General features: G+C 61.0%; 15 protein-coding genes and 1 tRNA gene. 5 read left to right on the forward strand and 11 right to left on the reverse strand.

Annotated features, from left to right (window positions below):
* Positions 1-1,491 carry a pyruvate kinase gene (pyk, locus tag ACP3TD_RS09265; RefSeq protein WP_314213354.1) on the forward strand — a complete coding sequence of 497 codons (1,491 nt, stop codon included), beginning with the start codon at positions 1-3 and terminating at the stop codon, positions 1,489-1,491.
* A gap of 93 nt (positions 1,492-1,584) precedes the next feature.
* Here pyk and ACP3TD_RS09270 read toward each other — a convergent pair whose 3' ends face one another.
* Positions 1,585-2,190: an ANTAR domain-containing response regulator gene (locus ACP3TD_RS09270; RefSeq protein WP_015936896.1), complete on the reverse strand. Its 606-nt coding sequence runs from the start codon at positions 2,188-2,190 to the stop codon at positions 1,585-1,587.
* A gap of 206 nt (positions 2,191-2,396) precedes the next feature.
* Here ACP3TD_RS09270 and ACP3TD_RS09275 point away from each other — a divergent pair.
* A tRNA-Leu gene (locus ACP3TD_RS09275) sits at positions 2,397-2,478 on the forward strand.
* An 839-nt stretch (positions 2,479-3,317) separates the two neighbouring features.
* Here ACP3TD_RS09275 and ACP3TD_RS09280 read toward each other — a convergent pair.
* From ACP3TD_RS09280 to ACP3TD_RS09295, 4 genes are read right to left on the reverse strand one after another with little or no spacing between them, the layout of a single operon-like run.
* Positions 3,318-3,617: an antibiotic biosynthesis monooxygenase family protein gene (locus tag ACP3TD_RS09280; RefSeq protein WP_091466886.1), complete on the reverse strand. Its 300-nt coding sequence runs from the start codon at positions 3,615-3,617 to the stop codon at positions 3,318-3,320.
* A complete protein-coding gene (locus ACP3TD_RS09285; RefSeq protein WP_091466888.1) occupies positions 3,614-4,084 on the reverse strand; it encodes a cupin domain-containing protein in 471 nt (156 codons plus the stop codon). Before ACP3TD_RS09285 ends, ACP3TD_RS09280 begins: the two co-directional genes overlap by 4 nt.
* A gap of 8 nt (positions 4,085-4,092) precedes the next feature.
* Positions 4,093-5,469: an NAD-dependent succinate-semialdehyde dehydrogenase gene (locus tag ACP3TD_RS09290; RefSeq protein WP_426766961.1), complete on the reverse strand. Its 1,377-nt coding sequence runs from the start codon at positions 5,467-5,469 to the stop codon at positions 4,093-4,095.
* Between the two features lie 29 nt (positions 5,470-5,498).
* Positions 5,499-6,944, reverse strand: coding sequence for a CitMHS family transporter (locus ACP3TD_RS09295; RefSeq protein WP_091466891.1), 1,446 nt, complete (start codon positions 6,942-6,944; stop codon positions 5,499-5,501).
* A gap of 129 nt (positions 6,945-7,073) precedes the next feature.
* On the opposite strand from ACP3TD_RS09295, the gene ACP3TD_RS09300 reads away from it, so the two are divergent.
* Complete coding sequence (locus ACP3TD_RS09300) at positions 7,074-7,787, forward strand: GntR family transcriptional regulator (protein ID WP_426766963.1); 714 nt, start codon at positions 7,074-7,076, stop codon at positions 7,785-7,787.
* A 3-nt stretch (positions 7,788-7,790) separates the two neighbouring features.
* On the opposite strand, the gene ACP3TD_RS09305 is transcribed toward ACP3TD_RS09300, so the two are convergent.
* Complete coding sequence (locus ACP3TD_RS09305) at positions 7,791-8,108, reverse strand: putative quinol monooxygenase (protein ID WP_091466894.1); 318 nt, start codon at positions 8,106-8,108, stop codon at positions 7,791-7,793.
* Between the two features lie 108 nt (positions 8,109-8,216).
* Here ACP3TD_RS09305 and ACP3TD_RS09310 point away from each other — a divergent pair, with 108 nt between their 5' ends.
* Entirely contained in the window at positions 8,217-9,299 is a 1,083-nt protein-coding gene (locus ACP3TD_RS09310) for an Ldh family oxidoreductase (protein WP_306840845.1), read from the forward strand.
* Positions 9,300-9,741: 442 nt separating this feature from the next.
* Here the strand turns inward: ACP3TD_RS09310 and ACP3TD_RS09315 are convergent, their stop codons facing one another.
* The gene (locus ACP3TD_RS09315; RefSeq protein WP_426766965.1) at positions 9,742-10,287 is read right to left on the reverse strand and encodes an NmrA family NAD(P)-binding protein; all 546 of its coding nucleotides are present in this window, start codon (positions 10,285-10,287) and stop codon (positions 9,742-9,744) included.
* A 7-nt stretch (positions 10,288-10,294) separates the two neighbouring features.
* Complete coding sequence (locus ACP3TD_RS09320; protein WP_426766967.1) at positions 10,295-10,684, reverse strand: NmrA family NAD(P)-binding protein; 390 nt, start codon at positions 10,682-10,684, stop codon at positions 10,295-10,297.
* A gap of 291 nt (positions 10,685-10,975) precedes the next feature.
* Here ACP3TD_RS09320 and ACP3TD_RS09325 point away from each other — a divergent pair, with 291 nt between their 5' ends.
* Complete coding sequence (locus ACP3TD_RS09325) at positions 10,976-11,353, forward strand: MerR family transcriptional regulator (protein ID WP_091467654.1); 378 nt, start codon at positions 10,976-10,978, stop codon at positions 11,351-11,353.
* A 390-nt stretch (positions 11,354-11,743) separates the two neighbouring features.
* Here ACP3TD_RS09325 and ACP3TD_RS09330 read toward each other — a convergent pair whose 3' ends face one another.
* The 3 genes from ACP3TD_RS09330 to ACP3TD_RS09340 all read right to left on the reverse strand — a co-directional run bounded on the left by ACP3TD_RS09330 (position 11,744) and on the right by ACP3TD_RS09340 (position 15,461).
* Entirely contained in the window at positions 11,744-12,523 is a 780-nt protein-coding gene (locus tag ACP3TD_RS09330; RefSeq protein ID WP_426766968.1) for an isocitrate lyase/PEP mutase family protein, read from the reverse strand.
* 395 nt (positions 12,524-12,918) lie between these two features.
* Positions 12,919-13,758 carry a cyclase family protein gene (locus tag ACP3TD_RS09335; RefSeq protein WP_426766969.1) on the reverse strand — a complete coding sequence of 280 codons (840 nt, stop codon included), beginning with the start codon at positions 13,756-13,758 and terminating at the stop codon, positions 12,919-12,921.
* A 56-nt stretch (positions 13,759-13,814) separates the two neighbouring features.
* A complete protein-coding gene (locus tag ACP3TD_RS09340; RefSeq protein WP_139025158.1) occupies positions 13,815-15,461 on the reverse strand; it encodes a thiamine pyrophosphate-binding protein in 1,647 nt (548 codons plus the stop codon).
* Positions 15,462-15,501: the final 40 nt, after the last annotated feature.

The following is a 15,501-nucleotide window of genomic DNA, read 5'->3' on the forward strand; positions in this document are numbered from 1 at the left end:
ATGAGACGCGCAAAAATTGTGGCGACATTCGGTCCGGCCATCGCCAGTTACGAGAACACCCTCGCGGTGCTGGAAGCCGGCGTTGACGTTGCCCGCATGAACATGAGCCACGGCGACTACACCGTGCATGACAACACCTATGAGAACGTCCGCAAGGCCGCTTCGGACCTGGGCAAGCCGGTTGCCATCATGGCCGACCTGCAGGGCCCCAAGATCCGCCTGGGCCGTTTCGTTGACGGTCCGCACGCCCTGGCCGTTGGGGACGTCTTCACGATCACCACCGAGGACGTTCCCGGCACCAAGGACATCTGCTCCACCACGCTCAAGAGTCTCACTGAGGACGTCAACGTGGGCGACGCACTGCTGATTGACGACGGCAAGGTGGCGCTGCGTGCCACGGCCGTGGACAACGTCAAGGTAGTCACCGAAGTGACGGTGGGCGGCATGGTGTCCAACAACAAGGGCATCAACCTGCCCGGCGTTGCCGTCAACGTTCCCGCACTGAGCGAAAAGGACGAGGAGGACCTCCGCTGGGCCATGCGTCGCGGCGTCGACCTGGTCGCCCTGTCGTTTGTCCGCGACGCGCAGGACATTGTTCGTGTGCACGAGATCATGGATGAGGAAGGCCGCCGCGTGCCGGTGATCGCCAAGATCGAGAAGCCGCAGGCCGTGGACCAGCTTTCCGAGATCATCGACGCGTTCGATGCCATCATGGTGGCCCGTGGCGACCTCGGCGTTGAACTCCCGCTCGAGGAAGTTCCGATCGTGCAGAAGCGCGCCGTAGAGCTGGCCCGCCGCTGGGCGAAGCCGGTCATCGTGGCCACCCAGGTGCTCGAATCCATGATCGACAACCCGCGCCCCACCCGCGCCGAGGCATCTGACTGCGCCAACGCAGTGCTCGATGGTGCGGACGCCGTCATGTTGTCCGGTGAGACCAGCGTGGGCAAGTACCCGATCGAAACCGTCAAGACGATGGCCCGGATCATTGAATCCACTGAGGTCCACGGCCTGGAACGCGTTCCCCCACTGGGGACCAAGCCCAAGACCCGTGGCGGCGCCATCACCCGCGCCGCCGTCGAAATCGCCGATCAGCTGGACGCCAAGTACATTTGTGCGTTCACGCAGTCCGGTGACTCGGCACGCCGCCTGTCCCGCCTGCGTCCCATCAAGCCGGTCTTCGCTTTCACCCCGGTGGAGCAGGTCTGGAACCAGATGGCCCTGACCTGGGGTATCCAGCCGGTTCTGGTGCAGATGGTGGACCACACCGACGCCATGACCGCGCAGGTGGACCGCAGCCTCTCGGACATGGGGCTCGTTGAGGACGGCGACCTGGTGGTCATCGCCGCCGGGTCCCCTCCCGGAAAAGCCGGTTCCACGAACTCGCTGAAGGTACACAAGGTGGGCGACCTCGCCGATTCCATCCGCGGGGGAGAAGTCACCAGCAACAAGGAAAAGCTCGGCCCCTGGCCGGAAAAGAAGAAGAAGGCCTAGTCCTTCTGAACGGAAAAGGACCCCTGCCGGCTGGCAGGGGTCCTTTTCGCTTTGGTGCGGCCCGTCGTCGTAATCGCTCCGGGCCTGGCCCGGCTAGTTGACTTGGTTGATGATGGTTTCGGCGACCTCACGCATGCTGAGGCGGCGGTCCATGGAAGTCTTCTGGATCCAGCGGAAGGCCTCGGGCTCGGTGAGCCCCATCTTGGTGGTGAGCAGGCTCTTGGCACGTTCGACGAGCTTGCGGGTGGCGAACTGCTCCTGGAGGTCGGACACCTCGCTTTCGAGGGCCTTGATCTCCTCGTGGCGGGAGAGCGCGATTTCCAGGGCGGGAATGAGGTCCGCCGGCGTGAAGGGCTTCACTACGTAGGCCATGGCGCCGGCGTCGCGGGCGCGCTCAACCAGTTCCTTCTGGCTGAAGGCGGTCAGCAGCACGACGGGCGCGATGCGTGCCTTGACGATCTTCTCAGCAGCGGAGATGCCGTCCATGACGGGCATCTTGACGTCCATCAGGACCAGGTCCGGCTTGAGTTCCTCGGCCAGCTGCACGGCCTTTTCGCCGTTGTCCGCCTCGCCGATAACGTCGTAGCCTTCGCCGCGCAGGATCTCGATGATGTCGAGGCGGATGAGGGTTTCATCCTCAGCCACAATGACGCGGCGCGCCGGCTGGGATGTGGATTTGGACTCCGTCTGTTCAGTCACGGGATCTCCTTGGAGGGGTACGGCGGGACATCACTATCTTAGGTGCCACCGCGGTTGTTACTTGGCCAGCATGGGTACAGTTGCGGCAACGGCGGCGCGATTCTGGACTTCAGCCTATCTGCATGTAGAGTAATTCCGCGTACGTGAAGCGATCGCGTTGCTCACAATCAGCTGTGGGCGTACCTTTCCTGCTTCGCGTATTCCGCGCCCGAGTGGCGGAATTGGCAGACGCGCCGCACTCAAAATGCGGTATCGAAAGGTGTGTGGGTTCGAGTCCCACCTCGGGCACAGCAAACCCCCTCGTCAGAGGGGGTTTTTGCTTTAACGGGTGTACATTCTGGTTGGTCAGGTCCCTCTGACACTGGCCGCGGGATGTGCCTGGCGCCGCGGGTCGCCTGTTAAGTTGCGGGGGAGCGGGTTTAGGGCCGTGGCTGGTAGGCCCTCCGCTTGCTCTGAACTGGGGCTATGCGTTCCTCTCCTGGTGTCCGTTAGGTCGTGGTGGCCTACACCTCTTCATGGGTAGGGGGAACGAGGACAACATGACTTCGAGATCCTGCGTCAAAGTTCTTGTTTTTGGCTCGTTACTTGAGTGAGGAAGCCGGCCAGGATGATGCTTTGTCAGGCCAAGGGGGGTGTGCATTGTCCACACTTAAATCTCCTTTATTGAGAATGATCACAGCCATTCTCAGCCCTCTCGTTCGGCCTTCATCTACTCATCGCATGTAAGTGGCGAGGGCGACTTGACGCATATTCGCCGGCGCACTATATGCAGGGCCACGGCGACGGGAGTGTTCAGGACTCCTCGGTCGATCGAGTGCTCTGGGGGATGTCTCGTCGGCAACATCGACGCGTGACTACGAATGAATGGGGAGTATCTCGGCGCAGGTTGCGGTCCCTGCCGGGGCCGCGGGAGCACTGGGAGTTCACGCGTTGGTCGGCTGAGCGTATCGTCGCCGACCAGTTCGCCGATTCGGACCCATTTCTCGGATTCTTCTTTCTATCTCACGGCGGAATCTTCTGTTCCTTAAGCACGATGGCGGCCTCCGCTGTGGGAGGCCGCCGTCGCGGTGACCGTTCTCGGAGAGCAGTGCCCTTCCCTCCTGTCAGGTCAGCTGTGTGTACCTTGCTTAGAAGCCGAGGTAGGCGTGTTGGATGTGCTTGACCTGCGGTGGGGCAGCGAAGTGGGGACCGACGAGTTCGCGCCATTGTTGGAATTCGGTGGATTCGCGGAAACCTACGATGTGGTCTTCGAGTGTCGCCCACCCAACGGTGAGAGTGTATTCGTTGGGGGTTTCGATGGTTCGGTCCAGCCGGAAGCTTAGGGCGCCGGGTGTTTTTTGGAACAGTGGTACGGCCTGGGAGGCTGCGGCTTCGAACGCTGCTTCGTGCCCCGGTTCGATGGTGAGGGTGGCGATTTCGTGGATCACGCGATGACTCCTTCCGTTGCCGGTTCCTGCAGGGACGGTTGATTGGCTTGTTCTTCGTCGATGCGGGTTGTGTCGGTGGTTCCGGCCATGGTGCGTGTGGCGTCGATGGAGGCGTAGGTCCAGAGGATTTTCATCTCCTCGGTCTCGGAGGCGTTCCTGAACCGGTGGACGATGTTCGCTGGCACGAAGGTGGTGTCGTAGGTCTCCAGGTAGTGTTCCGTGCCGTCGATGTCGACGTAGGCGGTGCCTTCGATGACGGCAACGGATTCAACGCAGTTGTGGGAGTGGTGGCCGATTGCGGCGCCGGGAGCGAACGTGGTGATGCCGTTCAGGAACGTGGTGGAGCCCAAGTGTGCCCCGACCAGGGGAACAGTGGAGGCGCCATTTCCGCGGTCTTTGCGGGGCAGTTCCTCGGGGCGGAGGATTACGGCGTCCACGGAGGAAATGGCTGTTGGTATGCGGGTCATTGCTGTCCTTAGTTGGTGGCGGGGCCGGTCCAGAAGGTTTTCATGTTGGTAAATTCGCGGATGCCGTAGGAACCGAGTTCGCGGCCGTAACCGGACTTCTTGATTCCGCCAAAGGGCAGCCGGGGGTCTGAGGCGACCATGCCGTTGATGAACACGGCACCGGCGTCGATCTTTGGGAGCAGTTCCGCCGCGGCGGCGGCGGTGTCCTGCGTCCACAGCGCGGCGCCGAGGCCGTACTCGGACTGGTTCGCCAGGGTGATGGCTTCCTCGGTGGAGGAGACCCGGATAATCGCGGCAACGGGACCGAAGGTTTCCTCATCAAACGCTGCCTGGCCGGGCTTGACATGATCAATGATGGTCGGCTCGTAGTAGTAACCGGGTCCGTCCACGACGTTCCCGCCCAGCACGAGCTGGCCACCGCCGGCCAAGGTGCGGGTGACCTGGTCGTGGAGTTCGGTGCGCAGATTTTCTCTTGCCATCGGGCCTATGGTTGTCGCCGGGTCTGTGGGATCCCCCACGACCAAGGCCTTTGTGTTGGCGGTGAACTCAGCCACGAATTCATCAGCGATTTTCTCGTCGACGATGAACCGCTTGGCGTTCACGCAGGACTGGCCGTTGTTCGAGAACCGGGCTTTGACAGCCGTTTTTGCTGCTGCTCTGACGTCGGCGTCGGCCAGGACAATGAACGGGTCCGAGCCGCCGAGTTCCAGGACCTGCTTTTTCAGGGCGGCACCGGCCTGGGAGGCCACGATGGAACCGACCTGGGTGGAGCCAGTCAGCGTCACAGCCGCTATGCGGTCGTCAGCGATCAGGGCCGCAACTTCGGAGGATTCGATCAGCACGGTGGCGAACAACCTTTCGGGGAGTCCGGCCTGTTCCATGATGTCCTGAACGGCAAGGGCTGCCTGCGGGACGTTGTTTGCGTGTTTGAGGATCGCGCCATTACCGGCGGCGACGGCCGGGAGGACGAAGCGGAAGAATTGCCAGAACGGGTAATTCCAAGGCATGATCGCCAGCACCACACCGAGAGGGTCGAAGACGACTCCACTGGAGGCGGCTGAGGAAGCGATCTGCTCGGGAGCCAGGTGCGCGGGCGCGGTTTCGGCGTAGTACTCGGCCGTGAGCGCACACTTTTCGATTTCCGCTTCAGCCTCGCTGACGGGCTTCCCCATTTCCAACGTGATGAGCCGGGCGTAGTCGGCCTTGCGTTCGCGCAACACCTTCGCGGTGTTCCGCAGCACCTGCACCCGGTCCTCGACGGGCACGAGGCGCCACTGCTTCTGCGCCGACACGGCCGCGGTAAGAACGGCATCAACCTGTTCGGTTGTGTGGGCTGGGAAAGTGGCCGTGGTTTCACCGGTCACCGGATTGATGGTGGCAATCATGGTTTAGGTTTTCCTTCTGGTTAGGTGTTCTAGAACAGTGGGTAGGCGCCGAGGAGGCCGCCGACCAGGAGCATGATGAGGGCGACGATGAGGCCGCGCCAGATGACCTTCTTGAAGTGATCACCGAGGTTGACGTTGGCCAGTCCGATGAGGAGCAGGAAGGATGCAACGAGTGGGCTGGACTGGTGCAGTGCCTGGCCGACGAGGGAGGCCCGGGCCATTTCGACTGGTTCGATGCCGAAGTGGCCGGCGGTTTCGGAGAGGATCGGCAGGACACCGAAGTAGAAGGCGTCGTTGGTCATGATGAACGTCAGCGGGATGCTGAGGATGCCGGCGATGACGGCCATGAATGGGCCCATGAAATCCGGGATGATTTGGACGAGCCAGCCCGCCATGGCCTTGACCATGCCGGTGCCGTTCATAACGCCGGTGAGGACCGAGGCTGCGAAGACCATGCCGACCACGGAGATGACGGAGGAGGCGTGGGCCTTGATCTGCGCGGACTGTTCGGTCACGCGGGGGAAGTTGATCACCAGGGCGATACCGACGGCGACCATGAAGATCAGAGCCGGGGCGAGGATGTCCATGACGAGGGTGACCATGACCGCGATGGTGAGGATGAAGTTCACCCAGAGGAGTTTGGGCTTGGCGTTGGGCCGTTCGATGAACTTACCGTCCTCGCTAAAGGACGCGGAGAAGTCGTTGGCAATGATGACCGAGGATCCTTCGTCTCCGTGGCTGCCGTGGGTGGAACCTTCCGTGCGGGATCCGCGTGACTCTCCGCCGTCGGCTGCTATCAGAACGCTCTCGCGTTCAACGGTGCGGGTGCCGAGGACGCCGCGGTTGTCATCGAGGAACACTTCGCCGATGCGCTTACGTTCGCTGCGGCCCAGCAGGTAGGCGAGGACCAGTACGGCTGCGAGGCCGGCGATGATGGAGGGGATCATCGGGACGAAGATGTCGATGGGGGAGACGCCGAGGGCGGCAGCTGCACGGGAAGTTGACCCGCCCCAAGGAACAGTATTCAGCACACCGTTGGACATTGCTGCGACAACGGTCAGCACCACCGGGCTCATGCCCAGCCGCAGGTAGAGCGGCAGGAAAGCGGATGTGACGATGATGAACGTCGTTGACCCGTCACCGTCCAGGGACACGATGGTAGTCAGGAGAGCGGTGCCGATGACCAGCTTCATCGGGTCGTTGCCGGCAAATTTCAAGATCGCGCGGATCAGGGGGTCAAAGAGCCCAACGTCGATCATCGTTCCGAAGAAAATGATGGCGAAGAACAACAGCGCAGCCGTGGGGGCGAGCTTTCCCACGGATTCCATGACCATGTCCCCGATCCCCAGGCCGGCGCCTGCGAACAGGCCGAAGGCGAGGGGCACCAGGATCAGCGTGGCAATGGGCGTGGCCTTCTTTGCCATGACCAGATACATGAATAAGGCAATCATCAGAAAGCCGAGTGCTACGAGCATCATCGCTCCTTACTAACTTCAAAAGGGGGACCCACCGAGCGGTGGAAGTGACTGGGCACACACACGAGATTACATGTATACAATCCGGTACACAAGTGCGTACGCAGGGTGGGATCTATACTGTGATGCATGGTGCAAATTGATGCGAAGCCTCAGGGCAAGACCGAGGCCGTTTACCTTCGACTCAAAGCCGAGATCGAGAACGGCGACTTCGAGCCAGGTCAGGCGTTGACGGAATTTATGCTGGTGGAACACACCGGAGCGTCTCGAACCCCGGTCCGTGAGGCGCTGCGCCGTCTGGCTGCCGAGGGCTTGGTCAACATTGCCCCTCGCGTGGGCGCCACCGTCGCGCGCATCTCGTTGGGAAGCGTCCGCGAGCTGTTCGACTATCGCCGCGTGCTGGAACCGGCGGCCATCCGCATGGTCGTCGAGGAAGCTTCGCAGAATCCTTCCATCGGCTCCCGATTTGCCGAGATTGAATCACGCTTCGCGGAGCTGGCAACCAAAGAACCCACTGATGCCTTCATTGCCGAGTATCGGCAACTGGCCGAGGTTTTCGATACGACCCTCATTGAATGCACACCCAATGCGCATCTCTCCCGCGCCATCCTGGAGCTGAGGCCGCACACGGCGCGGCTGCGACGCATCGCCCATGCGGATCGAGGCCGCCTGCTAGATGCCATCGCGGAGCATCGTGCTATGTGCCAGGCAATTGTCGACGGAGGCGCTGACGCCGCTGCCGACGCGCTGCGGCTTCATCTGGTCCACGTGGACGAGGCAATTTTCAAGGCGTTGCTGTCCGGGCGTGACAACCGCGGCCGGGACATTGACTTGGTCTCCTAGGGCCTATTCCACCCAGGTGAAGGTATTCAGCAATCCGCCACCAATATTGACCTGGCTGCCCGGAACAACAACCCTTGCTGATACGTCACGGTAGGCGAAATAATGTGGCGCCCTCTTGTGCTCGTTGTCAAACGCATCCTTGTCGCGATACACCTCGTAGAACGCGAACCGGTTAGACCCGATGTCTCCCAGTTCGATGACATCAAACCGGCAACAGCCCTCCTCATCCCGCACTGACGCACGCGCATTCTCGGCGATCGCCGCCAGGAATTCCTCGCGCCCACCGGGGGTGACTTCCAGTGTTACCCAGAGACTGAACATGGATTTCTCCTTCTGCATGATGGTTGTTCGTGTTATTGTATACATAGATGTGTACATCTAGACGAGTCGACAATGGAGAGGTCGTCTGCCACGTGAAAGGACAAACCAATGCCGGTTACGCAACCGAAGGTCAGCCAGGACTTGATCCCTCAGCAAATCGTCGGTCTTGCCGCCGACATCCTCCGCGCCCACGGAGTTCCCCAGGAGGACGCCAATCTTGTCGCCGACAGCCTGGTGCAGTCGGACCTCTGGGGCCATCAATCCCATGGCGTTCTCCGCCTTCCTTGGTATGTGGAGCGGATCCGCCAAGGCGCGATGAAAGCGGTAACAGCACCCGAAACCCTGGTAGACACCGGAGCCCTGCTGCTTCTGGACGGCAAAGACGGCATTGGCCAGGTCCTTACCGAACGCGCCCGCACCGAAGCCGTGGCCCGCGCCAAGGCCCACGGCGTCGGTGCCGTCGGAGTCCGGAACTCGAACCACTTCGGCACGGCGATGTACTACACGCGTCGGGCTGCCGCAGATGGGTGTGTTGCAATCCTGACCACCAATGCCTCCCCGGCAATGGCACCCTGGGGTGGGCGGGAAAAGCTGATCGGCACCAACCCCTGGTCGATTGCCGCACCCTACGGTGATTCCGCCGTCGCCGTCGATATCGCCAACACCGCCGTGGCACGCGGCAAGATCTACTTGGCCCGCCAGCGCGGCGAAACTATCCCTGACGGCTGGGCGCTCACCCCGGAAGGTGCCCGGACAACGGACGCGGCCGCAGCCGTGGACGGAGTCATCCTGCCGATGGCCGGCCACAAGGGATACGCCATCTCCTTCATGATGGACATCCTCTCCGGTGCCCTCACGGGCAGCCAGGTCGGCAAAGGGGTCAATGGCCCCTACATGGCGGACAAGGCCAGCGGGTGCGGGCACATGTTCATTGCCATCGATGTCGCGACGCTCGGATCCCCGGAAGACTTCCAGGCCAAAGTGGCCGAACTGATCGAGGACGTCAAGGCCACGCCTTTGGCCCAGGGCGCTTCAGAGATCTTCTACCCCGGGGAAATAGAGGACCGCAATGACGTCCTGCACCGCGAGCAGGGTGGATTGGTCCTTCCGAAACAGACTCTTACGGATCTTCACATGTTGGCCGAGCAATGCGGCCTGGATGCGATCTCGGTGCTCGGGAATCGACCATGAGTGCTGTAGCTCAGAGCCTTGACTGATCGCGAGCCTAGTAAGGCCAAGGGGGGCGTGGACATTGTCGACGCCAAAACGTCCGTCGGGGCCCTACGTCCAGAACTGCCCTGCAGCCAACTCTGCTGAAGTACATCGGCCTTGAGCGCTGGAAGCTGGATAAGTCGAGCTTGCTCAGTGGCCCGCCCAGCAGGGTCACGACGTCGCTTCGGGTGAATCGGTATGAAAAATCCCACCACGTCGACATAGCTCAGGTCGTGCAGTTGATGGCCGCGACAACTCGCTCCACGAGTCGGATAGCAGATAACCAGCCGAAGTTCGGACTTCACGGGCCCTGCAAACTGAGCCAATTGGTGCGAACTGTTTGCCCCGGGTCTGGGCCGCCCCAAATAGGCAGCCCAGACCCGGGGCAATAGGGGGCAGCATCTGCCAGTCCGTCTTGCTGTCAGGCTGCGATGTTGTCCTTGATCCACTCGGTCAGGGTGGTGACCGGAATTGAGTGCCTCGCGTTGAAGGTGTCGTCCTTTGGCCAGGCCACTCCTCGGCCCTGGGCAAAGACGGCGCGGTATTTTCGTGTCATATTGTCCGGGTCGTTGGCCAGCTCGTCCAGCAGGAAAGGCACTGTCCATTCCACGACCCGGAACGGACGCTCAAGCACGGATTCAAGGGTCCGCGCCAAGTCAACGTAGGTGATGGTGTCACCGGCAAGGTAGACGATCTCGTTGCGGATACGTGGTTCAGCAAAGAGGATCTCGGCCGTGAGTACGCCAATGTCTTCGGGGGTCGTTACGGTGACAGCTGTGTCAACGCTGCCCAAGGCGTTGACAGTGTTGTTAGGGAGGTCGACCATCCCGGAGCCTGGCTCGAAGAGGTAGTTCATGAACATTCCGGTGGAGATGATCACCCACTCGGTCTCGTTCTGGGACCTGAGCAGATCCCGCACGTCCAGCTGCGAGTCGAAGATGTCCTGGGGACTTCCCCGACCGATCACGTCGAAATCAACACCGAACTGCCAGGGGAAGTAGCGCGGAAGTTTCGCTTGAAGAAGCGGCCTGTGCAACCTTCATAGGCGTTTCAAGTCCGGCAGTGATGCCCGTGCAACCGATCACGGTGTCGTAGTTTGCGAAGATCGTCGCAAGTTCATCGACCGTGTTCTTGACCAGGTCGCCCTGGACAATCCTTACGCCCAGGTTTCGGAGCTCGGCGAGATCGCGCTGCTTATCCGTCGCAACGGATTCGATAGCACTCGCCCGCAGGAGCACACTGACGGATGAGCCGTCCACGTCCCGTGCCCGGCGTGCCACATTGCGCAGGACGGGCATGCCGAGTTCTCCCGCTCCGATGATGAGGATGTCCCGCGAGCGGGCGGACGGAATTTCGTTTGTCATTAGCGCAGAGTCCTTACTTGTATTCACGCTTCGTACAGCCATTGCTCATGTGGAGGACGCCGTCACGCGTATGCAGCGTTCGAGCGCTAAACCCCGAACGCTCACGTTGCGCACATCTGACGTGCGCGACGGTGCACCTGTCCTCCATTTCATGCGAGAGACTGGTTGTCTCTCTTCCCGTGACCGATGAGACCCGCGTAAGAGCGGATCAGCGGGCGGTATGAAAGTTAGCGTAAACTTTGACATTAGTGTCAAGGTCAAGTCTGTGGTCGAAGCGAAGAGGTGTTCACGTTGAAGATTGGTGATGTCGCCAGGGAACTGGGTGTCCAAACTCGAATGCTCCGCTACTACGAGCAACAGGGGCTCATCCAGGCATCCCGTTCGACCAACGGGTACCGCGAGTACTCTGAAGAGCAGATCGAGCATGCCCGTCACGTCCGGGCTCTTATAGCGGCCGGCCTGTCGACGAGGATGATCAAGATCGTGCTGAATATCGAAACTCCAGCAACCCAACGTCATTCCACAGTGGGCAATCGGGCTCTGGCGGAGGAGCTTGCTCAAGAACTACGCGTTGTGGAGAACAGAATCGTGTGCCTGGAAAAGAGTCGTGATGCTGTCATCGACTACCTTCAGCGGACAAATCACGCAGACTTACTGACATCGACTTAACTTCCTCGTGCCCTTGCTTCGTGAATTCTAAGATCACAACCATCCGTCGCCTCGAACGCTCAATGTCCTGAAGCATGTCTTGTGAGGGGTTGCTCAATCGGGAGTCAAAGCCGCCAGCCGCCTGGTGGAAATCCGCCATTCTGAACTGACAGTCACAGGCGGGAACTGATCGATGTCGCCTGGTATGGAGTAGCCACGCTGAAGATGGGCATCCTGGACGTCCTGGATTGGGTTGCGAGATATGGCCCGCGGGGCGTTTAGACAGATGAAGGCCATTTAGCTTTCCGTGTAAATAGAAGCCCGTCCCCGGCATGAGGAGGCGGCAGCTTTCGAGATGCGATCCGACCCCCTGACCGGTCCCGCCCGTGATGCAGGACCGGTTGGTTTGGTTTAGTTCAGGGCCGGGGTGTCTTGGGGGATGACGCCGGAACCGTAGAGATCGGCGGCGAGATCTTGAAGGGCGCGCAAGGCGACCCGCTGGGGAAAGGGGCCGTAGGAAACGCGTGCAACGCCGAGTTCCTGGAGTTCCGCTGCGGTAAGCGCTCCTGGTGCGCCGATCACGGACAATTTGCCGTGTCCGAGGCCTGCGACGAGCGGCTCAATAACGTCGCGTGTAAGGGCACGAGGGACAAACACCAACGCTGCTCCTGCATCCAGGAAGGCGCGCCCACGGGCAATGGCGTCCTCAATGCTGTCCTTGATCGGGCGGTCGCCGCCCTTGGCAATGGCGTCGGTGCGCGCGTTCAGCTGGAACGGGATGCCTTCGCCGTTCGCGGCGTCGACGATCGCCTTCACCCGGGCGACAGCTTCATCGAAAGGACGCAGGCGGTCTTCGACGTTGGCGCCCACGACGCCGATGCCAATCGCCCGGCGGATGGTTTCGGCTGGGTCTTCATAGCCGTCGTCGAGGTCTGCGGTGACCGGAAGGTCAACCGCGTTGACGATCCTTTTCACCCCATCCAGCGCGACGTCCAGCGGTATGGTTCCATCGGCGTAACCATACGCGGCGGCAATCGAGTGCCCGGCGGTGGCAATGGCCTTGGTTTCGGGCACCGCTGCAATGGTCGAGGCGCTGATGGCGTCCCACACGTTGACCACACTCAGGATTTCCGGTGCCTCATGCAGAGCCTTCAATTTCTCTGCCCGGGCGTTGATATTGCGTTCGGTCATGATTGTCCTCCGTGGTCTTGGTTGGGATCACTCGGCAAAGTCAGCACGGACGCAATGGCGCCCCGCCGCTGGGGCCGTTCTCGCCATCTGGGCGGATAAAGATTGTCATCGGTCATTCGGTATCGAAGCTCGCCGACGAGCTGGCCTGGTTCGAGCCAAACCTCGTAGTTGTCCGCTGCCAGGAACAATTCACGCCCGTAAGGCCCGTCCGCTGCCACCCAGATCATGCTTGAATCGGGCATTACGGCTTCCACCGTTCCAGCGCGGACCAACGCTCCCCGCTGCCTTATCTCTACGGGGACCCCGTCCAAGCGGTGCCACTCAGATGCGGGATATAGCATCATCGAATTGCCCTTGCATGAAGCCCGCCGGCGCCTTCCGCATGAATCAAGAGATCATTCTCCTTCGATTGGGCCGTCCTTGGCAGTTGCTCCGTGCCTGGACTCTTCAATGAACGCCAGGACACGGGCCGGACTCGCCGTTCCGCCCACGATGGGTAGGGGAGTGACGACGATGAAAGCGCCTGCGGCCGGTAACTGGTGCAGGTTTTTCAGGGATGTGACCCCGTATTTGTCGTTTCCGAGAAGGAAATGATGCATGGGGAAAGGCGGCTCCAAGCTGATGCCTGCACCGGCGTCGATCCCAACGGTTTCGACACCAAAGCCGGCAATGTCGGTCTCCTCAGCGAGCCAATGCGCGCACTCTGCAGAGACGCCGGGTGTATGAGGACCCGATTCGTCAGCATTGAGGAAAAGAGCTTCGTTGTGTCCGAAAGCATCCCATCCTGTGCGGTAAAGCAGCCATGCACCCTTGGTCAACTTGCCGTACCGGGCTTCCCAAGCCTTGATGTGGCGGACCTCAAGCAGGAAATCGGGGTCTGCAGCGGCTTCAGCGGTCGCATCGATCACAACGGCGGGGCCGACGAGTCTTTCGGGTGGCAGTTGTGAAATGTCCCGTCCTTCCCTCCCACTGACCCAGTGGATGGGCGCGTCAACGTGAGTGCCAAAATGTTCGCCCACGTGAATGTTGTTGTGCGCCCACATCGGTCCGCGTTCGTCGTATGCCGCGACCTCTTCGAGACTGAGATCGATGACGTTGGACAGAGGTGCCGGCAAGCGCAGGGCCGGAGTTTCAGGGGTCAAGGGCGTTGTCAGGTCGATGACGCGGATGCTTCCCTGGGCAAGGCCTTCAATCAGGTTGGCCAGCACATCCGGCGTTGGTGTTGTGTTGGTCATATGTGTGATGCCTGTGTGCTCAATGTGGTGCCCTTCCTTAGTGGCTTTAATCGGCATTAGTGGCCCTTGAATGCTTCCTCAAGCCACCAGGACGCGAAGCTGACGGTCTTTGCATCGATGAGCAGCGGCTTGTCACGGCTTCCGTCGAGCCACTGACGCACCGGCTCCAAATCCTCGGGATTCCGCACGGTCTGAGCTGCAAAGCCGTAACCGCGCGCGATGGCTGCGAAGTCGGTGTCGGGAAAAGTAATAAGCCCCAGAGCGTCATCGTCCTCGCCGAAGTGGTGTACTTCCGCTCCGTAAGCAGAGTCGTTGTAGACGATGACCACCAGCGGGATACCCAGCCTCACAACGGACTCCATCTCCGCTGCCGCCATCAGGGCGCCGCCGTCTCCGGTGCCGAGGACCGGGAGCCTGTCCGGCTGTGCGTATGCTGCCCCGATTGCACTGGCCAGACCCAGCCCCACACATTGGAAGGCCTGGCTGAAGACGAGCCCGTTCTCGTCAGGAATATCAAGGAAGGCGCTGGGATATCCGAGGAAGTTGCCCGAATCGACGGCCACCACCCTTTCCTTGTCGAGCATCCCGTCCAAAGCGATGGTGAGGGTCCGGGGATCGATGCGCTCTCCATCGCCCAAGTCCTCGTAAGGGACGTCCTGCCATCGGCCTTCGGATTTGATGGCTTGTGCGATCTCTTCGGTTCGGTAGCCAACACGGGAGAAACCGCGGCTGCGGAGCTCGCTGGCTGTTGCTGCTGCCGTAAGCCCTGCGTCGCCCAAGACGCCGAAATCCACGGGCCGGTGCTTGCCGGGTGCCAGTGGATCAACGTCTACCTGCACCACAGTGGTGGCCGGGCCAATGAGTTCGCCGTGCCGCATGGTCCACATGTTCAATGCAGAACCAAAGGAGATGATGAGGTCGGAGTCCTGGATGGTGCGAGCCGCCAGCGGTGTACTGAAGCCACCGGAAATGTCCAGATAGAACGGATCGTCATTGAACAGCCCGCGTGCGACCGCCGAGGTTGCCAAAAGAGCTCCCGAAACCTCCGCAAGATCGCGGAGCTGAGGTCCGGCACCGCGCCCTCCGCGGCCGGCGATGATGACGGGACGATTCGACCGCTCGATGAGGTCGGCCAGGTGGCTGATGTCTTCGGCAACTGGTGCGGCCACCGTTGAAAGGGAGGCCCCGCTGGCAACTGAGGCAGCATACTCTTCGGTGGTTTCGGAGTTTTGGATGTCCAAAGGGAGATTGATCAGCACAGGAATGCGGCGCGTTACTGCCGTCCTGTAGGCAAGGGCAACGTCCCGGGCGGCAGTCTCCCCGGAGATACGGAAGCTGGCGGCTCCAACGGATTCAACCAGATGGCTCTGCTCGATGCGGAAATTGGAATGAATAGCCGACGACGCAACTTCGGCGGCGAGAATCAGCATTGGTGTGCCGGATTTCGCGGCTTCCGCGATGCCGGTAATGGCATTTGTCAGCCCGCATCCCTGGTGCAAGGAGATTACAGGGACTGAGCTGCCTACTCGTCCAAAGGCGTCCGCCATAGACGCGGCTCCACCCTCGTGACGCGCCGCCACGTACGTGGCGCCGCCGGCAATGAGGGCCTTGGTCACGTCATAGTTGCCGCTGCCGACAACACCAAAGACTTGGCGGACGCCAAGCCCTATCAGCGTTTCGGCCACTTTTTCAAAAACACGCATCTGATTGGTACCTCTGGTTCTGGTTGCTGGAAGCTCTATA

The sequence above is a fragment of the Pseudarthrobacter sp. 1G09 genome (genome assembly GCF_050038305.1).
Lineage (GTDB): Bacteria > Actinomycetota > Actinomycetes > Actinomycetales > Micrococcaceae > Arthrobacter > Arthrobacter equi.